The 23817-nt window shown below is 60.4% G+C and carries 19 protein-coding genes; 6 read left to right on the top strand and 13 right to left on the bottom strand.

The window, feature by feature from the left end:
- Window positions 1–35: 35 nt before the first annotated feature.
- From fadA to AC07N4_RS27140, 3 genes are all read right to left on the bottom strand, one after another.
- Entirely contained in the window at window positions 36–1211 is a 1176-nt protein-coding gene (gene fadA / locus AC07N4_RS27150) for an acetyl-CoA C-acyltransferase FadA (RefSeq protein ID WP_085608206.1), read from the bottom strand.
- A gap of 32 nt (window positions 1212–1243) precedes the next feature.
- A complete protein-coding gene (fadB, locus tag AC07N4_RS27145) occupies window positions 1244–3391 on the bottom strand; it encodes a fatty acid oxidation complex subunit alpha FadB (RefSeq protein WP_493066503.1) in 2148 nt (715 codons plus the stop codon).
- Window positions 3392–3931: 540 nt separating this feature from the next.
- Window positions 3932–4369, bottom strand: coding sequence for a hypothetical protein (locus AC07N4_RS27140; RefSeq protein ID WP_102621846.1), 438 nt, complete (start codon window positions 4367–4369; stop codon window positions 3932–3934).
- 103 nt (window positions 4370–4472) lie between these two features.
- Between AC07N4_RS27140 and AC07N4_RS27135 the strand changes: the two genes are divergently transcribed.
- Window positions 4473–4910 carry a universal stress protein gene (locus AC07N4_RS27135; protein ID WP_047295289.1) on the top strand — a complete coding sequence of 146 codons (438 nt, stop codon included), beginning with the start codon at window positions 4473–4475 and terminating at the stop codon, window positions 4908–4910.
- 63 nt (window positions 4911–4973) lie between these two features.
- Here the strand turns inward: AC07N4_RS27135 and AC07N4_RS27130 are convergent, their stop codons facing one another.
- Entirely contained in the window at window positions 4974–6896 is a 1923-nt protein-coding gene (locus AC07N4_RS27130; RefSeq protein ID WP_096822094.1) for an ATP-binding cassette domain-containing protein, read from the bottom strand.
- A gap of 213 nt (window positions 6897–7109) precedes the next feature.
- On the opposite strand from AC07N4_RS27130, the gene AC07N4_RS27125 reads away from it, so the two are divergent.
- A complete protein-coding gene (locus tag AC07N4_RS27125; RefSeq protein WP_096822095.1) occupies window positions 7110–9038 on the top strand; it encodes a transglycosylase SLT domain-containing protein in 1929 nt (642 codons plus the stop codon).
- A 93-nt stretch (window positions 9039–9131) separates the two neighbouring features.
- Here the strand turns inward: AC07N4_RS27125 and AC07N4_RS27120 are convergent, their stop codons facing one another.
- Window positions 9132–10925: an ABC transporter transmembrane domain-containing protein gene (locus tag AC07N4_RS27120; RefSeq protein WP_493066502.1), complete on the bottom strand. Its 1794-nt coding sequence runs from the start codon at window positions 10923–10925 to the stop codon at window positions 9132–9134.
- Between the two features lie 258 nt (window positions 10926–11183).
- Here AC07N4_RS27120 and AC07N4_RS27115 point away from each other — a divergent pair, with 258 nt between their 5' ends.
- Window positions 11184–11363: a PA1571 family protein gene (locus AC07N4_RS27115; RefSeq protein ID WP_065260694.1), complete on the top strand. Its 180-nt coding sequence runs from the start codon at window positions 11184–11186 to the stop codon at window positions 11361–11363.
- Between the two features lie 57 nt (window positions 11364–11420).
- Here the strand turns inward: AC07N4_RS27115 and pdxB are convergent, their stop codons facing one another.
- Window positions 11421–12563 carry a 4-phosphoerythronate dehydrogenase PdxB gene (pdxB, locus tag AC07N4_RS27110; protein ID WP_493066501.1) on the bottom strand — a complete coding sequence of 381 codons (1143 nt, stop codon included), beginning with the start codon at window positions 12561–12563 and terminating at the stop codon, window positions 11421–11423.
- A gap of 178 nt (window positions 12564–12741) precedes the next feature.
- Here pdxB and AC07N4_RS27105 point away from each other — a divergent pair, with 178 nt between their 5' ends.
- Window positions 12742–14151: an MATE family efflux transporter gene (locus AC07N4_RS27105; RefSeq protein WP_096822097.1), complete on the top strand. Its 1410-nt coding sequence runs from the start codon at window positions 12742–12744 to the stop codon at window positions 14149–14151.
- Window positions 14152–14201: 50 nt separating this feature from the next.
- Here the strand turns inward: AC07N4_RS27105 and tusA are convergent, their stop codons facing one another.
- Window positions 14202–14453, bottom strand: a complete 252-nt coding sequence (gene tusA / locus AC07N4_RS27100) for a sulfurtransferase TusA (RefSeq protein ID WP_011335204.1) — start codon at window positions 14451–14453, stop codon at window positions 14202–14204.
- Window positions 14454–14518: 65 nt separating this feature from the next.
- Complete coding sequence (gene rlmM, locus AC07N4_RS27095) at window positions 14519–15592, bottom strand: 23S rRNA (cytidine(2498)-2'-O)-methyltransferase RlmM (RefSeq protein WP_493066500.1); 1074 nt, start codon at window positions 15590–15592, stop codon at window positions 14519–14521.
- Window positions 15593–15956: 364 nt separating this feature from the next.
- On the opposite strand from rlmM, the gene acnA reads away from it, so the two are divergent.
- A complete protein-coding gene (acnA, locus tag AC07N4_RS27090; protein ID WP_102621852.1) occupies window positions 15957–18698 on the top strand; it encodes an aconitate hydratase AcnA in 2742 nt (913 codons plus the stop codon).
- Window positions 18699–18987: 289 nt separating this feature from the next.
- Here the strand turns inward: acnA and AC07N4_RS27085 are convergent, their stop codons facing one another.
- The gene (locus tag AC07N4_RS27085; protein WP_493066499.1) at window positions 18988–19803 is read right to left on the bottom strand and encodes an aminoglycoside phosphotransferase family protein; all 816 of its coding nucleotides are present in this window, start codon (window positions 19801–19803) and stop codon (window positions 18988–18990) included.
- Window positions 19796–20284: an SRPBCC family protein gene (locus AC07N4_RS27080; RefSeq protein WP_085713126.1), complete on the bottom strand. Its 489-nt coding sequence runs from the start codon at window positions 20282–20284 to the stop codon at window positions 19796–19798. Before AC07N4_RS27080 ends, AC07N4_RS27085 begins: the two co-directional genes overlap by 8 nt.
- A 134-nt stretch (window positions 20285–20418) precedes the next feature.
- On the opposite strand from AC07N4_RS27080, the gene AC07N4_RS27075 reads away from it, so the two are divergent.
- Window positions 20419–20823 (top strand): lysozyme inhibitor LprI family protein, encoded by a 405-nt coding sequence (locus AC07N4_RS27075; protein ID WP_096822101.1) that lies wholly within the window; start codon window positions 20419–20421, stop codon window positions 20821–20823.
- 50 nt (window positions 20824–20873) lie between these two features.
- Here AC07N4_RS27075 and peaD read toward each other — a convergent pair whose 3' ends face one another.
- From peaD to peaB, 3 genes are read right to left on the bottom strand one after another with little or no spacing between them, the layout of a single operon-like run.
- Entirely contained in the window at window positions 20874–21995 is a 1122-nt protein-coding gene (peaD, locus tag AC07N4_RS27070) for a quinohemoprotein amine dehydrogenase subunit beta (RefSeq protein ID WP_493066498.1), read from the bottom strand.
- A 23-nt stretch (window positions 21996–22018) separates the two neighbouring features.
- Window positions 22019–22342 (bottom strand): quinohemoprotein amine dehydrogenase subunit gamma, encoded by a 324-nt coding sequence (qhpC, locus tag AC07N4_RS27065; protein ID WP_008016081.1) that lies wholly within the window; start codon window positions 22340–22342, stop codon window positions 22019–22021.
- Between the two features lies 1 nt (window position 22343).
- On the bottom strand, window positions 22344–23774 hold the full coding sequence (gene peaB / locus AC07N4_RS27060) for a quinohemoprotein amine dehydrogenase maturation protein (RefSeq protein ID WP_192558574.1): 1431 nt from the start codon (window positions 23772–23774) through the stop codon (window positions 22344–22346).
- Between the last annotated feature and the right edge of the window lie 43 nt (window positions 23775–23817).

Raw genomic sequence — 23817 nt, 5'->3', positions numbered from 1 at the left:
GGGGCACTTGGCCCCGGCTTCCATCGACGAGACGCTTAAACGCGTTCGAAGACGGTGGAGATGCCTTGGCCGAGGCCAATGCACATGGTGGCCACCCCGAAGGTGCCGCCATTCTGCTTCATCACGTTCAGCAAGGTGCCGGAAATACGGGCACCGGAGCAACCGAACGGGTGACCCAGGGCGATCGCGCCGCCGTGCAGGTTAACCTTCTCGTTCATCTTGTCGAGCACTTTCAGGTCTTTCAGCACTGGCAGAGCCTGTGCGGCGAACGCTTCGTTGAGCTCGAAGAAGTCGATATCGTTGATACCCAGGCCGGCACGTTTCAGTGCTTTCTGAGTAGCCGGTACCGGACCATAGCCCATGATCGCCGGATCCACACCTGCCACGGCCATCGAACGAATCACGGCCAGAGGCTGAATGCCCAGGTCCTGTGCACGCTGCGCCGACATCACGATCATGCACGAAGCACCATCGGTGATCTGCGACGAAGTACCGGCAGTCACGGTGCCGCCCTTTGGATTGAACGCCGGCTTCAGAGCCGCCAGACTTTCCAGGGTGGTTTCCGGACGAATGGTTTCGTCGTAGTCGAAGGTTTTCAGGAAACCGTTCTCGTCATAGCCCTGCATCGGGATGATTTCGTCCTTGAACTTGCCTTCCACGGTTGCCTTGTGGGCCAACTGGTGGGAACGCACGCCAAAGGCGTCCTGCTGTTCGCGAGTGATGCCGTGCATCTTGCCGAGCATTTCAGCAGTCAGGCCCATCATGCCCGAGGCTTTCGCCGCGTACAGGGACATGTGCGGGTTCGGATCGACACCGTGCATCATGCTTACGTGACCCATATGCTCGACGCCGCCAACCACGAACACGTCACCGTTACCGGTCATGATCGCTTGCGCAGCGGTGTGCAGCGCGCTCATCGACGAGCCACACAGACGGCTGACGGTCTGGCCGGCCGAGGTGTGCGGGATCTGGGTCATCAGCGACGCCATGCGCGCGATGTTCCAGCCCTGCTCCAGGGTCTGGTTCACACAGCCCCAGATCACGTCCTCGACTTCGGCAGGATCGACCTTGGCGTTGCGTTCCAGCAGTTTGCTGATCAGGTGCGCCGACATGTCTTCAGCGCGGGTGTTGCGGTGCATGCCGCCCTTGGAGCGGCCCATCGGAGTACGACCGAAGTCGACAATCACGACGTCTCTTGGATTCAAGCTCATAAAATTTCACTCTCGCTCAAAAGTTGGGACGCTTAACCGAAGAACCGTTGGCCGGTTTTGGCCATTTCACGCAGCTTCGCGGTCGGGTGGTAGAGCGCGCCCAAATCAGCGTACTGGTCGGCCAGGGCAACGAACTCGGCAACACCGATCGAATCGATGTAACGCAGCGCACCGCCACGGAATGGAGGGAAACCAATACCGTAGACCAGACCCATGTCGGCTTCGGCAGCGGTTTCGACGATGCCGTCTTCCAGGCAACGCACGGTTTCCAGGCACAGCGGGATCATCATCCAGTTGATGATGTCTTCGTCGGTGACTTCACGCTGCTCGTAGACAATCGGCTTGAGCACTTCCAGTACCGACGGGTCGGCGACTTTCTTCTGCTTGCCTTTCTTGTCGGCCTCGTAGGCATAGAAGCCCCTGCCGTTCTTCTGACCCAGACGCTTGGCTTCGTAAAGCACGTCAATGGCCGAACGACGGTCGTCCTTCATGCGATCCGGGAAACCTTCAGCCATCACGTCACGACCGTGGTGGCCGGTGTCGATGCCGACCACGTCCATCAGGTACGCCGGGCCCATCGGCCAGCCGAATTTTTCCATGATCTTGTCGATACGGACGAAGTCCACACCAGCGCTGACCAGCTTGGCGAAACCGCCGAAGTACGGGAACAGAACGCGGTTGACCAGGAAGCCCGGGCAGTCGTTGACGACGATCGGGTTCTTGCCCATTTTCTTGGCGTAGGCAACGGTGGTGGCAACAGCCAGCTCGCTGGACTTCTCGCCACGGATCACTTCCACCAGCGGCATCATGTGCACCGGGTTGAAGAAGTGCATGCCGACGAAGTTTTCCGGACGCTTGAGGGCCTTGGCCAGCAGGCTGATGGAAATGGTCGAGGTGTTGGACGCGAGGATGGTGTCCTCTTTGACCTTGTCTTCGACTTCCGCCAGAACGGCTTGCTTGACTTTCGGGTTCTCGACTACAGCTTCAACGACCAGGTCAACGTGACCGAAATCGCCGTAAGACAGCGTAGGACGAATACCGTTGAGCACTTCAGCCATTTTCGCGGCGGTCATGCGGCCTTTATCAACGCGGCCGACCAGCAGCTTGGCGGCTTCCGCCAGACCTTGCTCGATACCGTGCTCGTTGATGTCCTTCATCAGGATCGGCGTACCTTTGGAGGCCGACTGATAGGCGATACCGCCACCCATGATGCCGGCGCCCAGCACGGCAGCCTGCTTCACGTCCTTGGCAATTTCGTCGTAGGCCTTGGCCTTTTTCTTCAGTTCCTGATCGTTCAGGAACAGACCGATCAAGCTCTGCGCGGCAGAGGTCTTGGCCAGTTTCACGAAACCTGCGGCTTCGACTTCCAGCGCCTTGTCGCGACCGAAGTTCGCGGCTTTCTGGATGGTCTTGATCGCTTCGACCGGGGCCGGGTAGTTAGGACCCGCCTGGCCAGCCACGAAACCTTTGGCGGTTTCGAAAGCCATCATTTGTTCAATGGCGTTCAGCTTGAGCTTTTCCAGCTTCGGCTGGCGCTTGGCCTTGTAGTCGAACTCGCCGGAGATGGCGCGTTTGATCAGTTCAAGGGCCGCGTCCTGCAGTTTTTCAGGAGCAACCACGGCATCGACAGCGCCGACTTTCAGCGCGTCTTCAGGACGGTTTTCCTTGCCGGCGGCAATCCACTCGATAGCGTTGTCGGCACCGATCAGGCGCGGCAGACGCACGGTACCGCCGAAGCCCGGGTAGATGCCCAGTTTGACTTCCGGCAGACCGATCTTGGCCTTGGTGGACATGACGCGGTAGTCCGCGGCCAGGCACATTTCCAGACCGCCACCCAGGGCGATGCCGTTGATCGCGGCGACGGTCGGAACGTTGAGGTCTTCGAAATCGCTGAAGATCTTGTTGGCTTCGAGATTGCCAGCAACCAGCTCGGCATCCGGCAGCTTGAAGTTGTCGACAAATTCGGTGATGTCGGCGCCGACGATGAACACGTCCTTGCCACTGCTGACGATCACGCCCTTGATCGAAGCATCTGCCTTGATGGTGTCTACGGCCTGACGCAGTTCGTTCAGGGTAAGACGGTTGAACTTGTTGACGGACTCACCCTTGAGGTCGAATTTCAATTCGACGATGCCACTTTCAAGAGCTTTAACCGTGATGGCTTTACCTTCGTAAATCATCAACTGATCTCCACGATATGGAAGCTGAACAGTACACGTCGGACGCAGGCGAATGGCTCGGCAGGACGCTTTTTCGTCAATGCTGACACCAATCCACCCGGCACACCCGCCAACGCGATAGTCGGGATTCTGTAGGAGCAGTCTGCAATACAAACGCTCAATTCATACGCCCGTTTGATTTGGGTACGCCACCTTCACGGAATTTCCGACAATTGTCAATCGCCCTAAATACGGGTTGAAATGCGACTTTGCGGTCATTTCTGTAAGACGCAGCCCGCCAACACATGCTTGCATGTGAGGGCATTCATAAGATTAATAGTTAGAAAAGTCGCCCTAATTCGCTGCAGGCCTTGTTTAACAGGCTACGCTGGCTGGACTAGGAAGGAAAACAGGCGCACTTTTGCTGACCGGACCTGACCGGATCAACGCCAAAAAGAATTTCCGGCCTGCCTGGCCAACCCCGCCCGATGAATCATGTCGGGCTTTTTATTGCTCGTCTGCCGGACGTTTCGCACCGTTGCAGCGCGAAAAGTCCGCGAGTCATGCCAGCGCTTTCAGCGTGGCATCAATCTCCAGCAAAACCGCCGCTTCGCCTTTCTCGCCCCAATAGAGCGCGATCATCTGCTTGTCGGCTTCAACCTTGAAAACGTTGCCCGGCAATTTCTCGAAATGATTCAGCAGAAGCGGGTCTTCACAGGCTTCCTGCCACTGATTGACCCACATGCCCGGGGATTTCTGCCAGTACGTCCAGCACACCGGCTGCTTGCTGCGCCGCGGCCGATGGTATTGCGCACACGGATTGGGCGGCTCCTGAGACAGCCAGTGCGGCCATTCCTGAGGCGCCAGCTGCATGGCCAGCCCGATGCGCCGGGCCTCCGTGCGCAAGGCTATCCGGCCACTCTGTGCACGGGACGGGCGCAACCACGCCAGGGGGCTCAACACCACCAGCAGGATTGACACCACCAGCCAGACCGTCATATCTCTACTCCCGAATCTTGATGAGCCCATTGCGTCACTTTGGAACCAATGCGCTTGAAACCAGCCATACTTAACAATATTGATCCCTCACGAGGAGCACCTCATGCCCTACCACCATATCCTGGTCGCCGTAGATCTGACCGAAGAGTGCGACCCTGTGATCCACCGCGCCCGAGAGCTGTCGGTGAGCAATGGCGCCAAGCTGTCGCTGGTGCATATCGTCGAACCGATGGCCATGGCCTTCGGGGGTGACGTGCCAATGGATCTGTCACAACTGCAACAACAGCAGTTCGATCAGGCCAAGGAGCGCCTCGAGCGCCTGAAGCACAAATACACCGAACTGGAAGGTTCCAACTGCCACCTGACCTATGGTCAGCCACGCCAGGAAATCCACCATTTCGCCAAGGATCAGGAATGCGACCTGATCGTGGTCGGCAGCCATGGCCGGCACGGCCTGGCGCTGCTATTGGGCTCGACCGCCAACGATGTCCTGCACGGCGCGCCTTGCGATGTGCTGGCGGTGCACCTGGTCAAACGCTGATCCGATCTACAAAAAGCCCGGCGTCCATCACTGGACGCCGGGCTTTTTCATGACCGGAAGCTATCAGGCGTCCAGCTCGGCCCAACGCTCCACCAACGCATCCAGCTCAGCCTGCAACTGCTCCAGCGAAGCAATGACTTTGGCCGTTTCGGCCGGCGGACGCTGGTAGAAACCGGCTTCAGCCATTTCAGCCTCGACAGCAGCGATCTGCTGCTCCTTGGCGTCGATGTCGCCCGGCAACGCTTCCAGCTCGCGCTGAAGCTTGTAGCTCAGTTTCTTCTTCGCAGCCGGGGCCGCAGCAACAGGCGCGGCGACCGGAGCCGGCTCGGCAGTGACCACCGCCGAATTCAGGTCAGCCTTGCCGGATTTGCTTTCGGTCACGCCCAACAGGCGCGGCGAACCGCCCTGACGGATCCAGTCCTGATAGCCACCGACGTATTCGCGAACCTTGCCTTCACCTTCGAAGACCAGGGTGCTGGTCACCACGTTGTCGAGAAATGCCCGGTCGTGACTGACCATCAGCACAGTGCCGTTGAAGGTCAACAGCACTTCTTCGAGCAGTTCGAGGGTTTCCACGTCCAGATCGTTGGTCGGTTCGTCGAGCACCAGCAGGTTCGCTGGCTTGCTGAACAGTTTGGCCAGCAGCAGACGTGCACGCTCACCACCGGACAACGCCTTCACCGGCGTGCGGGCACGCTGCGGGCTGAACAGGAAGTCGCCGAGGTAGCTGAGCACGTGGCGGCTCTGGCCGTCGATATCGATGAAGTCGCGACCTTCGGCGACGTTATCGATCACGGTCTTTTCCAGATCCAGCTGATGGCGCAACTGGTCGAAGTAGGCCACGTCGATCCGGGTGCCCTCTTCCACCTTGCCGCTGGTCGGTTGCAGACCGCTGAGCATCAGTTTCAGCAGGGTGGTCTTGCCGGTACCGTTGGCGCCGAGCAGACCGATCCGGTCGCCGCGCTGCAGCACCATGGAGAAATCGCGGATCAGGAACGGACCGCCCGGATGCGCGAAGCTCACGTTATCCAGCACCATCACCTGCTTGCCGGACTTCTCTGCGGTATCCAGCTGGATGTTGGCCTTGCCGGTGCGCTCGCGACGCTCACTGCGCTCCACGCGCAGGGCTTTCAGCGCACGTACGCGGCCTTCGTTACGGGTACGCCGAGCCTTGATGCCCTGACGAATCCACACTTCTTCCTGGGCCAGACGCTTGTCGAACAGCGCATTGGCAGTTTCTTCGGCCGCCAGTGCGGCTTCTTTGTGAACCAGGAAACTGGCGTAGTCGCCGTTCCAGTCGATCAGGCCGCCGCGATCCAGTTCGAGGATGCGGGTGGCGAGGTTTTGCAGGAAGGAACGGTCGTGCGTGATGAACAGCACGGCGCCCTGGAAATCCTTCAGTGCTTCTTCAAGCCAGGCAATCGCACCGATGTCCAGGTGGTTGGTGGGCTCATCGAGCAGCAGCAGATCCGGCTCGGACACCAGCGCCTGCGCCAGCAGCACACGACGACGCCAGCCGCCGGACAACTCGGCGAGGGTCTTGTCGGCCGGCAATTGCAGGCGGCTCAGGGTGCTGTCGACCAGGGTCTGCAAGCGCCAGCCGTCGCGGGCTTCGAGGTCGTGCTGAACGTGCATCAACTTGTCCAGATCGGCGTCGGTGACGATGTTCTGGCTCAGGTGATGGTATTCGGCGAGCAAGGCGCCAACGCCGTCGAGGCCTTCGGCGACCACGTCGAACACGGTCCGCTCGTCGGCCACCGGCAATTCCTGCGGCAATTCACCGATTTTCAGACCGGGGGCACGCCACACCGAGCCGTCATCAGGCTTCTGGTCGCCCTTGACCAGTTTCATCATGCTGGACTTGCCAGTGCCGTTGCGGCCGATGATGCACACCCGCTCACCACGGGCGATCTGCCAGGACACCTTGTCCAACAACGGCATCGCGCCGAATGCAAGGGACACATCGCTGAATTTGAGCAGGGTCATGAGCTTCTCCAAAAACCGGGCGCGCATTCTACCTGAATCGGGACCCGAGCAGGCCGGCAATTTCGCCGCTGACGCACTCTGCACAACAATTGTTGCGAACTTGTGCCGCAAGGCCCGCAAAGCTTTCGCCGGCTGCTGGCAAAAGGCTAAGCTACAGACAATTCAGTGCCGCCACTGTCGGCACTTGTCATGATTTCTCTGCCCGGATGTCTCATGCGCAGTCGCCTTTTCAGTGTTTTGTCCTGTTTGCTACTCACCGCCGCTGCTGCCCAATCCGCCCAGGCGGTGGACTTGTCCACCCAGCGCCAGTATTACGATGAGGCCAAACGCGCCTTGGCCAAGGGCGACACCGGCCCGTATTTTCGCTACAGCCAGGCCCTCGCCGATTATCCGCTGGAGCCATACCTGGCCTACGACGAGCTGACCGCCCGGCTGAAGACCGCCAGCAATGCGGAAATCGAAAAATTCCTCGCCGAACACGGTGACCTGCCCCAGGCCAACTGGATGAAGCTGCGCTGGTTGCGCTGGCTGGCCGACCGTGGCGAATGGGCGACCTTCGTCAAGTATTACGACCCGAAACTCAACTTCACCGAACTGGACTGCCTGAATGCGCAGTATCAGATCAGCAGCGGCCGCAAGGCCGAGGGTTATGCCAACGCCGACAAGCTTTGGCTGACCGGCAAATCCCAACCGGCGGCGTGTGATGCGCTGTTCGGGATCTGGGCTGCCGACGGCCAGTTGACCGAGCAAAAACGCTGGGAACGCACCAAGCTCGCCGCTCAGACACGCAACTATCCGCTGGCCAACAGTCTGGTTAACGGCCTGACCACCCTTGCCCCACGCGGGCGTCTACTGGTGGATGTCGCGCAGAAACCGGAACTGCTCAACCAGCCGTCGCGCTTCACGCCGGCCGACGAGCCGATGTCGGACATCGTCAGCCTCGGCCTGCGCCGCCTGGCGCGTCAGGATCCGGACAAGGCCATGGACCTGCTCGACGGCTACGCCAGCAGCATGCATTTCTCCCGCGATGAAAAAGTCGCGATCGCCCGGGAAATCGGCCTGACCCTCGCCCGTCGTTTCGACAGCCGTGCGCTGGACGTGATGACCAAATATGACCCGGAACTGCGCGACAACACGGTATCCGAATGGCGCCTGCGCCTGTTGCTGCGCCTGGCGCGCTGGGACGACGCCTATCAGTTGACCCGCCGCCTGCCGCAGGATCTGGCCACCACCAACCGCTGGCGTTACTGGCAGGCCCGCAGCCTGGAACTGGCGCAACCGCAGAACCCGGAAGCGCAGACGCTGTACAAGAGCCTCGCACGGGAACGGGACTTCTACGGTTTCCTTGCCGCCGATCGCTCGCAGCTGCCTTATTCGCTGGTCAACAAACCGCTGGTGCTCAGCCAGGCCACCATCAACAAGGTGCGCAACACGCCCGGCGTACGTCGCGCCCTGGAGTTTCATGCCCGCGGGCAGATCGTCGACGGGCGTCGCGAGTGGTACCACGTCAGCCGTCACTTCAACCGCGATGAAATGGTCGCCCAGGCCAAACTGGCCTACGACCTGAAGTGGTACTTCCCGGCGATCCGCACCATCAGCCAGGCGCAATACTGGGACGACCTGGACATCCGCTTCCCGATGGCCCACCGCGACACCCTGGTGCGTGAAGCCAAGGTGCGCGGCCTGCATTCGAGCTGGGTGTTCGCCATCACCCGTCAGGAAAGCGCCTTCATGGACGACGCCCGCTCCGGTGTCGGCGCCAGCGGCCTGATGCAACTGATGCCCGGTACCGCCAAGGAAACCGCGCGCAAGTTCAGCATCCCTCTGGCCTCGCCGCAGCAAGTGCTCGATCCGGACAAGAACATCCAGCTCGGCGCTGCCTACCTGAGCCAGGTGCACAGCCAGTTCAACGGCAACCGCGTACTCGCCTCCGCCGCCTACAACGCCGGCCCCGGCCGCGTACGCCAGTGGCTGCGTGGCGCCGATCACCTGAGCTTCGACGTGTGGGTAGAAAGCATCCCGTTCGACGAAACCCGCCAGTACGTGCAGAACGTGCTGTCCTACTCGGTGATCTACGGCCAGAAACTCAACTCGCCGCAACCGCTGGTGGACTGGCATGAGCGGTACTTTGACGATCAGTGATCGTGCAAAGATCGACGTAAACAAAAATGCCCGCATCGAGAGATGCGGGCATTTTTTATGGCGCTCGACTGGGTCGGCTACATGGTCGGTTACTTAGTCGGTTACTGGGTCGGTCGAAGCCAGATGCCCATCACTGAACTGCAACGCCGCCAACCGCGCATACAGCGGATTGCTCGCGATCAGCTCCTGATGCGTACCAATCGCCACCAGCTTGCCCTGGTCCATCACCGCAATCCGATCAGCGTTTTTCACTGTGGCCAAGCGGTGGGCGATCACCAGGGTGGTGCGGTTTTGCATCAGGCTCGGCAGGGCTTGCTGGATCAGGTGTTCGCTCTGGGCATCGAGGGCGCTGGTGGCTTCGTCCAGCAGCAGGATCGGCGCGTCGACCAGCAGCGCCCGGGCGATGGCCAGGCGCTGGCGTTGGCCGCCTGACAGACCGAGACCGCCGTCGCCCAGATGGGTCTGGTAGCCGTCGGGCATTTGTTCGATGAAATCGTGGGCGTGGGCGATTTTCGCGGCTTCCTGCACCTGCTCCAGCGTGGCGGTCGGGCAACCGTAGCGAATGTTTTCTTCGACGCTGCCGAAGAACAGCGCCGGAGTCTGCGAAACCAGTGCAAAACAGCGGCGCAGGTCCAGCGGATCAAGACTTGTCAGCGGCACGCCATCAATCAGGATCCGGCCCTCGCGCGGATCGTAGAAGCGCAGCAGCAAGTCATACACCGTGGACTTGCCCGCACCGGACGGCCCGACCAGCGCGAGGGTTTCGCCTGCGTGGACCGTCAGACTCAAGCCATCAACGGCGAAGCTTTCGGGACGCGAAGGGTAGGAAAAGCGCACATCCTGCAACGCCAGTTCGCCTTTGATCCGCTCCGGCAAGGTCACCAGTCCGGCTTTCGGCGGCTGGATGATGTTCTCCGAACGCAGCAGTTCGGCAATGCGCTCGGCAGCGCCAGCAGCACGCTGCAATTCACCGATCACCTCGCTCAACGTACCAAACGCACTGCCGACGATCAGGCTGTAGAACACGAACGCCGCCAGCTCACCGGCTGAAATACGCCCGGCAATCACGTCCATGCCGCCGACCCACAACATCACCGCGACGGCACCGAGCACCAGCACGATCACCAGCGTGATCAGCCAGGCCCGCTGGAAAATCCGTTTGCGCGCCGTTTCGAACGCTTGCTCGACGGTGCTGGCGAAACGTTGTTCGTCCTGCACCTGATGGTTGTAGGCCTGCACGGTTTTGATCTGACCGAGGGTTTCCGACACGTAACTGCCAATGTCGGCGATCCGGTCCTGACTCAGCCGCGAGAGGTTACGCACGCGGCGTCCGAAAATCAGAATCGGCGCAATCACCAATGGCAGCGCGATCACCACGATGCTGGTGAGTTTGGGATTGGTGATGAACAGCAGCACCACACCGCCAATGACCATCAGCAAATTACGCAGGAACAGCGACAGCGACGAGCCGATCACCGATTGCAGCAATGTTGTGTCAGCGGTCAGGCGTGACTGGATTTCCGAACTGCGGTTGTCCTCGTAGAACCCGGGATGCAGGTACACCAGATGGTTGAACACCTGCCGGCGAATGTCAGCCACCACCCGTTCACCGATCCATGACACCAGATAAAACCGGGCAAAGGTGCCGACCGCGAGCCCCAACACCAACAGCATGAACAGACCAATGGACTGGTTGAGCAGGTGCGGCGACTGAGTCATGAAGCCTTGGTCGACCAGCAATTTGATGCCCTGCCCCATCGACAACGTAATGCCGGCCGTGACGATCAGCGCGAGCAGTGCGCCGAAGGCCTGCCAGCGATAAGGCTGAAGAAAATGACTGGTCAGGCGCAGGGCCCGGCGGTGGCGCGAGGAAAGCATCGGGATCATTCAGGTTCACGTCGTGTGCTGATTAATGGGGCCAGCCTGGACACTCAATGGGGTGGAACTCTGCAAATCACAATGAGTCAGGTTAATTATGACCGGCCAGACTACCCCCTAGATGCTATCGGTCTAATGCCCGGGTTGAGACGAACGGTCATTTCTGCTTGAGTGGAGATACCGTTCCGGAAAGATCGAAGGGAGTTGTCACAGCCTGGTCACCTGACGGTTTTATTGTGCATACACAACCTGATGAGGAGACAGGCCATGTCCTTGCAACACAGCAGCGATGACAAGATTCAAGTGATCCGCACCAAGCCCGGCCAACCTCTGGGTTGCTCGATTATCGATAAGGATGGGCGCGAAGTGCCAATCACTGAAGACATGATCCAGAACGCCTGCCGCGAACTGGAGAAGCGATTGGTCAAGCCTGCCGAACAAAAGTGATATCGCCACCGTCTTCCTGACCCGGCCCCTGGAGGCCGGGTTTTTTCTGCCCGCGATTTAAACGGCCACAGCGCCCAGCGCCGTCACGATCTGCTGCAACGCCGGGGAATGCCCCTCGATCCGCACTTTCAGCCCTTCGATCTCGCGGCGCACCGGATACTGTTTGCGCAACACATCAAACGCGGCACGTTGCTCACCGACGCTACCCAACAGGGTGCGGCGGAAATCCGCATCGTCCCGGCGCGGGTCGTACACACCACGGCACAACATCGCCAGCGCCCAGGCCGGATCGCTGTCGGCATGCAGGGAAACTTCCGACAACCACGGTGCCGGCAACAGATCGCTGAGCTGAATGCTGGCCGGCTGCCCGATGAAATCGCAGTAAGCCTGATAGATCTGCGCCGTGCCGCGTTGCTTGCCATCGAGGCTGTAACCGGCGATATGCGGCGTCGCCAGTACGCAGAGTTCAGCCAACGCCACATCGACTTGCGGTTCGGCTTCCCACACGTCAAGCACCGCCTGCAGGTCTTCACGTTCCAGCAGCACTTCGCGCAACGCGGCGTTATCCACTACCGGGCCACGGGCGGCGTTGATCAGCCAGGCGCCCGGCTTGAGTTGCTGCAAACGCTGCTCGTCGAACAAGTGCCAGGTCGCGCCATCGCCGTTGCGGGTCAGCGGGGTGTGCAGACTGATCACGTCGCACTGCGCAATGATCTGCTCCAAGCTGACATAGTCACCGCCCTCGGCTGCCTGACGCGGCGGATCGCAGACTTTCACGTTCAAACCCAGCCCTTTGAGCACCTTGATCAAGCGACCGCCCACTTCACCGGCGCCGATCACGCCATAAGTGCGCTCACTCAAATCGACGCCTTCGATTTCGGCCAGGGTCATCAGGCTGCCGAGCACGTAATCCACCACGCCCCGGGCATTGCAGCCGGGCGCACTGGACCAGGTAATGCCGGCCTCATTGAAGTATTCGAGATCCAGATGATCGGTGCCGATGGTGCAGGTGCCGACAAACCGCACCTTGCTGCCTTCGAGCAACGCACGATTGACGTTAGTTACCGAGCGCACCAGCAGCACGTCGGCCTGTTCGACCGTGGCCCGGTCAATGGAACGGCCCGGCACCCGGCGGATCTCGCCGAAACCGGCAAAAAAAGCATCGAGCAGCGGGATATTTTCGTCGGCAACAATCAGCATGACAGGGCTCCTTGGGCGGATCGGCAGTGTAGGCGCTGACACTGCGATGAGCCAGCAGGCTGTGATTCTTGATAAGGCGGGACGATTACAAATCCGCAACAGAGGATTTTTCCTGACCATAACGTCAGCGGCGTAGAATGCCCGGCCTTGCGCATCAACCCCTGTGGACGCTTTGCCTGTGAATTCCGTAACTGAACGCCCTGACGCCGTTTCCCTCAACCGCCCTGCCCGGGTTCGCCTGGAGCTGAAGAATCTGCTCGGCCTGGCCCTGCCGATCATGATCGCGCAACTGGCGACCACCGCCATGGGCTTCGTCGATGCGGTGATGGCCGGGCGCGTCGGGCCAAAGGATCTGGCGGCCGTGGCGCTGGGCAACTCGATCTGGGTGCCGGTGTTTCTGCTGATGACCGGCACCCTGCTGGCCACCACGCCGAAAGTCGCCCAGCGCTTCGGCGCCGGCACCCACAGCGAGATCGGCCCGATCGTGCGTCAAGCCTTGTGGCTGGCACTGGTGGTCGGACTGATGGCGACCGGCATGCTGTTCAGCGCCGAACCGATCCTGCACCTGATGAAAGTCGATCCGGAGCTGATCGGCCCGTGCATGCAGTACCTGCACGGCATCGCCAGCGGTCTGCCAGCCGTTGCCTTCTACCATGTGCTGCGCTGCACCAGTGATGGCCTCGGCCGCACGCGGCCGGCGATGGTGTTGGGCCTGTGTGGGCTGGCGCTGAACATTCCGTTGAACTACGTGTTCATTTACGGTCACTTCGGCGTTCCGGCCATGGGCGGCGTCGGTTGCGGCTGGGCCACAGCGATCGTGATGTGGGTGATGGCGCTGGGCCTGGCCGGTTACGAGCGCTGGGCGCCAGCCTACAAGTCGAGCGAACTGTTCAGCCGTTTCGACTGGCCGCAATGGGCGGTGATCAAGCGCTTGCTGGCCATCGGTCTGCCGATCGGCGTCGCGGTGTTTGCCGAGTCGAGCATCTTCGCGGTGATCGCGCTGCTGATCGGCAGCCTCGGCGCCACCGTGGTGGCCGGGCACCAGATCGCGCTGAACGTCAGCTCGCTGGTGTTCATGATTCCGTATTCACTGGGCATGGCGGTGACCGTGCGGGTCGGTCAGGCACTGGGCCGTGAAGAACCCCGTGAAGCGCGTTTCGCGGCGGGTGTCGGCATGGGCACTGCCCTGGCCTACGCCTGCCTGTCGGCGAGCATGATGCTGCTGATGCGCGAGCACATTGCGGCGATCTACACCTCCGATCCGATGGTGATTCACATCGCCGCGATGCTGATCGTGTATTCGGCGCTGTTCCAGTTCTCCGACGCGATTCAGGTCACCGCCGCCGGCGCCCTGCGCGGTTATCAGGACACGCGGGTAACGATGATCCTCACCCTGTTCGCCTACTGGGGCATCGGCCTGCCGGTGGGTTACGCCCTCGGCCTGACCGACTGGCTCGGCGAGCCTCGCGGCCCGAGCGGCTTGTGGGAAGGCCTGATCGTCGGCCTGAGCTGTGCGGCGCTGATGCTGTCGATCCGCCTGACGCGCAGCGCACGCAAACGCATTCGCATCAGCCGCTCGATGGGCTGATCGGCGATAAAAAAAGACCTGCACATGCAGGTCTTTTTTTTGCCTTCCGATCAACCGGACTTTTTGCGAATCCAGTACAGATAGGTCCCGGCTTCTTCGTGCTGGCCCACCAGTTCATGGTCGAGAAACACGCAGAACTTGGGGATGTCGCGGCGGGTCGACGGGTCGGTGGCGATCACCTTGAGCAAGCCGCCGGGCACCAGGTCACGAATGTGCTGGTGCAGCATCATCACCGGCTCCGGGCAGTTGAGGCCGGTGGCGTCAAGGGTGCCGTCGACCGGCGTATTGATCATTTCACTCATGATTCACTCCTGAAACTGGCCGGCATTGTCGCCCAATGCCGGGTGTTCGGTCACCTGTCGCGCGCTCAGCGGGCTTTGGCTTTCTTCACGTCATGGCGGCGCAAATGGCAGGTCACTTCCTCGCGGTCGTGGTACAGCTGCTTGCAGCCGATATCGACCTTGATCCCGCGGGCCTTGAAACCATCGGCGATACGCTCGAGTAGACGCTTCACTTCGGCGTAACGCTGCTTCATCGGCAACTTGAGGTTGACCACCGCTTCCCGGCAATGACCCTCGCCGATCCACTCTTCGAGCATCGCGGCGTTGCGCGCCGGCTTCTCGACGATGTCGCAGACCATCCAGTCCACCGGTTGCTTGGGTTTGAAGGTGAAACCGTCGGCCATCAAGTGCTGCACCAGGCCGGTGTCCATCAGGCTTTCGGCCATCGGGCCGTTGTCGATGGCCGTCACCAGCATGCCGCGATTGACCAGTTGCCAGGTCCAGCCGCCCGGCGCCGCGCCGAGGTCGACACCGGTCATGTCGCTGTGCAGGCGATCTTCCCACTGATCGCGAGGGATAAAGTGGTGCCAGGCCTCTTCCAGCTTCAGGGTCGAACGGCTCGGCGCCTCGCGCGGAAACTTCAGACGAGGAATGCCCATCGGCCACATCGCCGAGTTACCGGCATCGGCCAGACCGAGAAACACCTCACGGCCGCTCTTGAAGGTCAGCAGCAGGCGTGGCTTGTTGGCGTCGTCCACCAGTTTGCCGGCGCCGGTCAGCGTCTTGCGCAGCGGGCCTTCGAACTTCTTGCAGAAGTTCGACAGTTCCTTGCCGTCGTTGGTGTCGACGACTTCCAGCCACAAGCTGCCGCACACTGGGAATTCGGCCATGTGCGCGAGGATCACGCTGATGCGGTCGGTTTCCGGCAGATCGATGAAAAGTCCACGCGCCCACTGGCGCGGGAAGATCAGCTCGGCGAAACGCTGGCCACGCATCAGGCGCTCGGCGCCGTCTTCTTCGGTGCAGACGAACTCGGCGCAAGCGGTCGCCGGTTTGGCCTTGGCGTAGCCGGCCACGTTCAGTTGGGCGGCGAGGTCGGAAATCTCCGAGCAGACTTCGCCTTCGAAGCCTGGCCGGCAATGCATGAATAGGGTGTTCATTCTTACTCCTGGGCAGAGGGCGATCATTCATCCCCTGCGCGATGCCCAGACCTGCGTTGAAGCAAAGCCTGTCACGAAAACCGGCGCATGATAGCCCATGTCGGAACCTTGGACTTGCCCATAGAGTCCAGTTATTAGCCAGCTACTGAAAACAGGGCTACGTTGATAGCTCTGCCCGTCCCCTCAGTCCGTAGCCGTGCGGACTCAAACAGGCTGTTTGAAAACGTAGCGAGCGAAGGCAAGACAAGGCAAAAACAGGCTTGGAAGCGGAGTCTACGAGTTGTAAATGAGCATTCCGAGCCTGTTTTTAACGCAGGATTGCCGAGCGCAGTAGTTTTCAAACAGCCTGAAAGGAGTGATCGTAATGCCGTCCCTTGATAGCCTGAACACCCTTAAAACCTTGAAAGTCGATGACAAGACTTACCACTACTTCAGCCTGCCGGATGCTGCCAAAAGCCTGGGCAATATCGACAAGCTGCCCATGTCGTTGAAAGTCCTGCTGGAAAACCTGCTGCGCTGGGAAGATGAAAAAACCGTCACCGGCGCCGACCTCAAGGCGATTGCCGCGTGGCTCAAGGAGCGCCGCTCCGACCGGGAAATCCAGTACCGCCCTGCCCGGGTGCTGATGCAGGACTTCACCGGCGTACCGGCCGTGGTCGATCTGGCCGCGATGCGCGCCGCCATGGCCAAGGCCGGCGGTGATCCGCAACGAATCAACCCGTTGTCTCCGGTGGATCTGGTGATCGACCACTCGGTGATGGTCGATAAATTCGGCAGCGCCAGCGCTTTCGAACAGAACGTCGACATCGAAATGCAGCGCAATGGCGAACGCTACGCCTTCCTGCGCTGGGGCCAGAGCGCCTTCGACAACTTCAGCGTGGTGCCGCCGGGCACCGGGATCTGCCACCAGGTCAACCTCGAATACCTCGGACGCACGGTGTGGACCAAGGACGAAGACGGCCGCACCTATGCCTTCCCCGACACACTGGTCGGCACCGACTCCCACACCACCATGATCAACGGCCTCGGCGTACTCGGCTGGGGCGTCGGCGGGATCGAGGCGGAAGCCGCGATGCTCGGGCAACCGGTGTCGATGCTGATTCCCGAAGTCATCGGCTTCAAACTCACCGGCAAGCTCAAGGAAGGCATCACCGCCACCGACCTGGTGCTGACCGTGACCCAGATGCTGCGCAAGAAAGGCGTGGTCGGCAAATTCGTCGAGTTCTATGGCGACGGCCTCGCCGACTTGCCGCTGGCCGACCGCGCGACCATCGCCAACATGGCCCCGGAATATGGCGCGACCTGCGGTTTCTTCCCGGTCGATGACGTAACCCTCGAATACCTGCGCCTCTCCGGCCGCCCGACTGAAGTGGTGAAACTGGTCGAGGCCTACACCAAGGCTCAGGGCCTGTGGCGTCTGCCCGGTCAGGAACCGGTGTTCACCGACAGCCTGGCGCTGGACATGGGCAGCGTCGAAGCCAGCCTCGCCGGGCCGAAACGCCCACAGGACCGGGTTTCTCTGCCGAATGTTGGCCAGGCCTTCAGTGACTTCCTCGACCTGCAATTCAAACCCACCAGCAAGGAAGAAGGACGTCTGGAAAGCGAGGGCGGCGGCGGTGTCGCGGTGGGCAATGCCGATCTGGTCGGTGAAACGGATTACGAGTACGACGGCCACACCTACCGCCTAAAAAACGGTGCCGTAGTGATTGCCGCGATCACGTCCTGCACCAACACCTCCAACCCCAGCGTGATGATGGCCGCCGGCCTGCTGGCGAAAAAAGCCGTGGAGAAAGGCCTGACCCGCAAGCCTTGGGTGAAAAGCTCACTGGCACCGGGCTCCAAGGTGGTCACCGATTACTACAAAGCCGCCGGGCTGACGCAGTACCTCGATCAGCTCGGGTTTTCACTGGTTGGGTATGGCTGCACCACCTGCATCGGCAACTCCGGGCCGCTGCCGGAACCGATCGAAAAAGCCATCCAGAAAGCCGACCTGACCGTCGCTTCGGTGCTGTCCGGCAACCGCAACTTCGAAGGCCGGGTGCATCCGCTGGTGAAAACCAACTGGCTGGCGTCACCGCCGCTGGTCGTCGCCTACGCCCTGGCCGGCAGTGTGCGCACCGACATCAGCAGCGAACCGCTGGGCAATGACCAGCAGGGCAATCCGGTTTACCTGCGCGACATCTGGCCGAGCAGCAAGGAAATCGCCGACGCGGTGAATCAGGTCAATACGGCGATGTTCCACAAGGAGTACGCCGAGGTGTTTGCCGGTGACGAACAGTGGCAAGCCATCGAAGTGCCGCAAGCCGCGACCTACGTCTGGCAGGCAGATTCGACTTACATCCAGCATCCGCCGTTCTTCGATGACATCGCCGGGCCATTGCCGGTGATCGCCGATGTGAAAGGCGCGCGAGTGCTGGCGTTGCTGGGCGATTCGGTGACCACTGACCACATCTCCCCCGCCGGCAACATCAAGGCCGACAGCCCGGCCGGGCGTTACCTGCGCGAGCAAGGCGTCGAACCACGGGACTTCAACTCCTACGGCTCACGCCGGGGCAACCATGAAGTGATGATGCGCGGCACTTTCGCCAACATCCGCATCCGTAACGAAATGCTCGGCGGCGAAGAAGGTGGCAACACGATCTACATTCCGACCGGCGAGAAACTGGCGATCTACGACGCGGCCATGCGTTATCAGGCCTCGGGCACGCCGCTGGTGGTGATTGCCGGGCAAGAATACGGCACCGGCTCCAGCCGCGACTGGGCCGCCAAGGGTACCAACCTGCTGGGAGTTAAAGCGGTGATTGCTGAAAGCTTCGAGCGAATCCACCGTTCCAACCTGGTAGGCATGGGCGTGCTGCCGTTGCAGTTCAAGCTGGATCAGAACCGCAAGAGCCTGAACCTCACCGGCAAGGAAACCCTGGAGATTCAGGGTCTGACCGGAGTCGAGCTGACGCCAAGGATGAACCTGACCCTGGTGATCACCCGAGAAGACGGGCGTCAGGAGAAAATCGAAGTGCTGTGCCGCATCGACACCCTTAACGAGGTGGAGTACTTCAAGTCCGGCGGGATCCTGCATTACGTGTTGCGGCAGTTGATCGCCTCGTAAAACCTGCAGATGCAGAAACACCGCCAATCGGCGGTGTTTCTGTTTGGGCACGGTACTTTTCCATAGGCGAAAAAAAACCCGCCGAAGCGGGTTTTTCCCAAGACCATTATCGACTCCCTGTCGGCAGCGATCCTTGCTAATGGTCGATCATCCGTGATCCTGAAACACTCCCTGTGCTTCAGTTGATGAGGCTAGATTACGCTCTGGATCCAATCGGCAATAGTCGACAAAGCTACCACCGCGTGTAAGACATTCGCCATAGCACCCCTTCCGAAAACCCTTAGACGTGTCAGGCATCGAGCGCGCAAGCCGCCAGATACGCGACTTCCAGCTGTCCGGCGGCGGCGTTTTGTTCGTCATCCTCCATGAACCACGCGGCAGACAGTCCGGCAAACGCCAGCACCCATTGCAAGAGACGCCGGCGGTCCAGCCCTGCCGTTTCACAGATCACATCGACTTGCCGTTGAAAGCGTTCAGGGTCAGCGGCCGTCGGCAATTCCGGGTTGCAGATCAGGTTGGCGTAGTCGTAGCCACGCTCGCCCCGCACCCGTTTCGGATCGATGGCCAGCCAGCCGCGCGAGCCGAAATCGAGGACGTTGTCGTGGTGCATGTCACCGTGCAGCACAACAATGTCCCGGGGTTCGGCGAGCAAGGTTTCAGCCAATTGCAGGCAAACAGAATATTGGCCGCCGTATCGGGCGGCGGACACTCGCAGCGAGGCAAACCACGGTGCCAGCTCTACTAACGCAGGCGGCTCCGTGGATCGCGGCGCATGCAACCGCGCCAAGGCCCGGCACATGATGCGGGTCGCCTCGTCATCTTCGCCATTGAGCGCCATATTCATCAACGAACGTTGGCCCGTGGCCCGCTCCAGAAGCAGTCCTTCCTCGTGATGAGCGAGCACCCGAGCGGCGCCGTCGCCGTCCCACCAGGTCATCAGTAGGTTGCCGTACTTTTCCTCATCGTCCACCGCGACTTTCAGCATCGCCGGTACGTCGCCCTGACGCACCGGCAACAGCTTGCTGCCCGGCGTGATGATCGGAACACCGTCGGGCACCAGTGCCCAACGCTTCAACCACGGGTCAAACCATTCGCTGTCAGCCACCTTCACGCTCGCGTGCCCTGTCGGTCTCGGCCAGAAAGTGTTCAAGTCGGCTCAATTGCTCTTCCCAGCCACGGCTGTCCATGTAGTACGCCTCTTTTTGGCGGACGTCGGGAATGTGCGCAAAACCTGACTCGGAGACCTTCAGCAGCGTGCCGTTCTCGTAGTCCTGCAGCTCGAATTTGACCAGTGTGGTCGGTTCCTGGGAGTAGTCGATTTTCGGGTTCACCGCATACGGGTGCCAACGGAAGGAAAACAACTGCTGGGGCTCGACCCGCTCCACCAGCACGTTCCAGAGCACATGTTCATAACCGGGGTACGTGACCTGCCCCTGCGTCCACTCGCCCGCGATAAACCGCCGCCCTTCCAGAGCCACGCCAAACCACTGGCCAAACGCCTCGGCATCGACCAGCGCACGCCAGACATGGGAGCGTGGCGACCTGAGCATGATTTTACGTTCAAAGCTGTTGGGTACTGGTTTCATACGTCACCTCCTGTTTTGAACAGTAGGCTTGTATGACCACATGTCCAATGCGAAGTTGTATCAAACGACTGATCAAAATCATCCTTCGCCTGTCTACACTGCACATTTCTTCACCGCAAACAGCGAGAAACCCCATGTCCCCACGCCTGCTTCTGGCCCTGACACCCTTTCTTTTCACTTCCGTCGCCCACGCGGCCGTGGACTGCGCCAATGCCAGCGATCAGGCGACGATGAATCAGTGCGCCGGGCAAGAGAGCAAAGCGGCGGATAAAGAGTTGAACACGGTGTATCAGCAGATCACCGCACGGCTGAAAGAAGAACCTGCCAGCAAGAAACTGCTGGTCAGTGCTCAGCGGGCGTGGATTGGGTTTCGCGATGCCGAATGCGAATTTTCGGCGTCGGGCGTAAAGGGCGGAAGTATGTACCCGATGATCTACAGCGTATGCATCACGCGTGTGACCAAGGGTCGAACCGAGGCTCTCAAGCAGTATTTGAAGTGTGAGGAAGGGGATGTGGGCTGCCCGGTGCCAGGGGCCTGATATTCAAAACCTGAGCTGCTCGCGACTGCGGCAGCTCAGGCAATACAAAATTACCGAACAAAAATCTGCGCCGTGGTAATCGCCATATCCCCACCCGGCAATTTGATGCTGCCGGTCTGTTTCATGGTCGCGGCATCAAAGATCGCCACGTCGTTGAACGTCCCGGCGAGATAGATTTTGCTGCCGTCCTTGTTGAACGAAATGCAGTAGTAGGAATGGTCCAGCGTGGCCGCCTGAATCAGCTTCTTCTGCTTGATGTCGTACTTCGCCAGACGATTGAGCACACCGAACATCAGGTTCGGATCCTTCGGTGAGCGCATGCCACTGAAATAGATTTCGGTCAGCGGGCCAAAATCAGTGGTTTCGGTCTTGCCGGTCTTCAGGTCGATGCTGAACAGTCCGTACAGATACTCGGCAGTGGCCGGATCCTGCTTCTTGTCCTTGAACTTGGCGGCGGTGTACAGCAGCGAGAAATCGTGGCGGTAAGTCTGCTGGTTCCACACGTAGAGCACGTCCGGCGCGCTGTAATTCGGGCGTTTCCAGTGGCGGCTGGGGATCAGCACGTCGAACTTTCCGCTCTTCACATCGACCTTGTACACATCAGCGCCAGCTACATACAACGTGCCGTCATCGCCGCTCTGCATGATCGTCAACTGCCGTGGCGCCGGGAAGCTGCGCACCGGTTTGGCGTTCATTCCGGCATCGGTGGCGTAAACGTCCAGACGCGGCTGCTTGACCTCGTAGTGGTCGTTGAGCATCAACGTCGGGTTGGCGATGGTGTACAGCTCCTTGCCGTCATGGCTGACGGTGAAGGCGAACATCGACCGCGCTTTCTCCCCCGGTTGCTGGGTGATGCTGGCGTGGAACACCTGCTTGCAGCTGTCCAGTTCGACACCGTAAACATCGGCGTAATGGTTGTTCAGCACATACGCGGTCTTGCGATCCGGCGACAGCTGCACGGTCCCGGGGCCAAAGGCGTCGGGCATCTTGCAGGTCTTGTACAAGGTGTCGGTCGCCAGGTCGATGACATGCAGGTTGTTCGGGTAATTGGTGGTCAACATGTACTCGTGACCGTCCTGCAGCGCGGTGTTTTCATCGGCCAGAACCGGGAGCGAACAGGCGCTCAGGACCGCGAGTGCGGCAAGGCCGCAGGCTTTGTTGAGGCTAGGCATGCTGGAATCCTTCTTCTTAGGGATCACTTGTCTTTCGGGAAGACAGTGCCGAGGTTGCGCCAGTTGTCGTTGGACGCCTGGGCATCCTTGTTCCAGTCCGGGTAGGTGCTCATCATGTCCGGCACCTGGGCCGGCCACCAGCATGGGTCGGAGCAGCCATACAGGTCGGCTTCCATCGGCTGGCACAGCGACGACACCCCGCCGAACGCATCGATTTCCCAACCCGGGTCGGTGGTCGAGGCACAGCCGGCGACGGAGCTCATCGCCACCACTTCTTCGATGCGGTTTTCATCCGCGGCCTGATCCAGCTTCAACGCTTTGTTATTGATTGCCTTGAGATGTTTCATATCAGTGAGCCTTGCGCGGAGTGATGTAGCTGCTGATGAACGCAGGGTTATTGGCCATGATCCGGGTGTAGACCTCGATGCCGAAGTCGACCCAGTCACGCATCAGTTCGCAGTAGTGATAAGTCGGGTGGGCCGGGTCGCCGTAGCGGGCGTAGCTTTCGTGGTAGCAGCCGCCGGAGCACAGGTTGCGGATCTGGCAGTCGTGGCAACCGGTGTTGGTGCGGTCCAGACGTTGGGACAGGAAGTCATTCAACTCGACCTGTTTCACACCGCTGTGGACATTGCCGAAGGTCGGCAGCGACGAGCCGGTGAAGCGATGGCACAGGTTCAACTCACCCTTGTGATCGACCGCCAGCATCTTCAACCCGGCACCGCACGGCAGGGCCTTTTTGTGGCCTTCGTGGATGTCGGTGATCAACTGATGCAGGTTGGAGAAACCGATGTTGCGGTGCTCCAGCGCGGCTTCCAGATAACGCCGACCCAGGCGCTTCATGCTGGCGAACACTTCGATCAGCTCGTCGGTGGAAAGGTTGAAGCTACTGATATCGCCGGACGTCACCGGGGCAAACCCGACTTCGGCAAACCCCAGCTCGTTGAACAGGTGATCCCAGATGGTTTCGACGTCGGTGACGCCAGTGGTCAGGGTCACCCGCGCACCGACCGGGCGACTGTTGTAGCGCGACAGCAGCATCTCGGCCTTGCGCCGCACCACGTCATAAGTGCCCTGCCCGCCCACCGTGATGCGGTTGCGGTCGTGCACGGTTTTCGGTCCGTCGATGCTCACTGACAGCCCAAAGCGGTGAGCATTCAGGTAGTCCACGGTTTCTTCGGTGAGCAGCGTGGCGTTGGTGGTCATCACGAATTCGACGAACTTGCCGGCCTCGGCAAAACGCTTCTCGCAGTAATCGACCATGTATTCGATCAGCTTGCGATTGCTCAGCGGCTCGCCGCCGAAAAACACCACGGTGAAGCGTTCTTCGTCGGGGGATTCACGCAGTAGCATTTCCACTGACGCGATGGCGGTTTCGACGTCCATTTTCTTGCCGGCGGACGGCTTGTCGAGGTCTTCCTTGTAGCAGTAGGTGCAGCTCAGGTTGCAGCCGGTGTTGACGTTGAGCACCACCGTGTTGATCGCGGTGCGCTCGACGCGTTTGACCGCGATGTCCGGGGTCAGCGGCGAGCCGTCGCTGACCAGTTCCAGCGAGATCAGCTCGCGCAGGGTCTCGTTGATTTCCTCGCCGTTGAACCGCGCGCCGAGGCGCTGGATCAAGTCTTCCGAGGAACAGCCGGGCCCGCGCAACGCATCGATGATGGTGCCGGTCAGTTCATCGCTGGCGAACAGCGAACTGCTGGGGATATGGAACAGCATGCGGTCGGCGTCGACGTGCACTTCGTGCAGATTACGTTCGACCAGATTCAAGATAGCGCCCATTGCAAACCTCCTGTGCAAGCCCCGCCTGGCGGGACTTGCGGTC

This window comes from Pseudomonas sp. GW821-FHT09E04, assembly GCF_059416185.1.
This window is presented reverse-complemented; position numbering and strand designations above follow the sequence as displayed.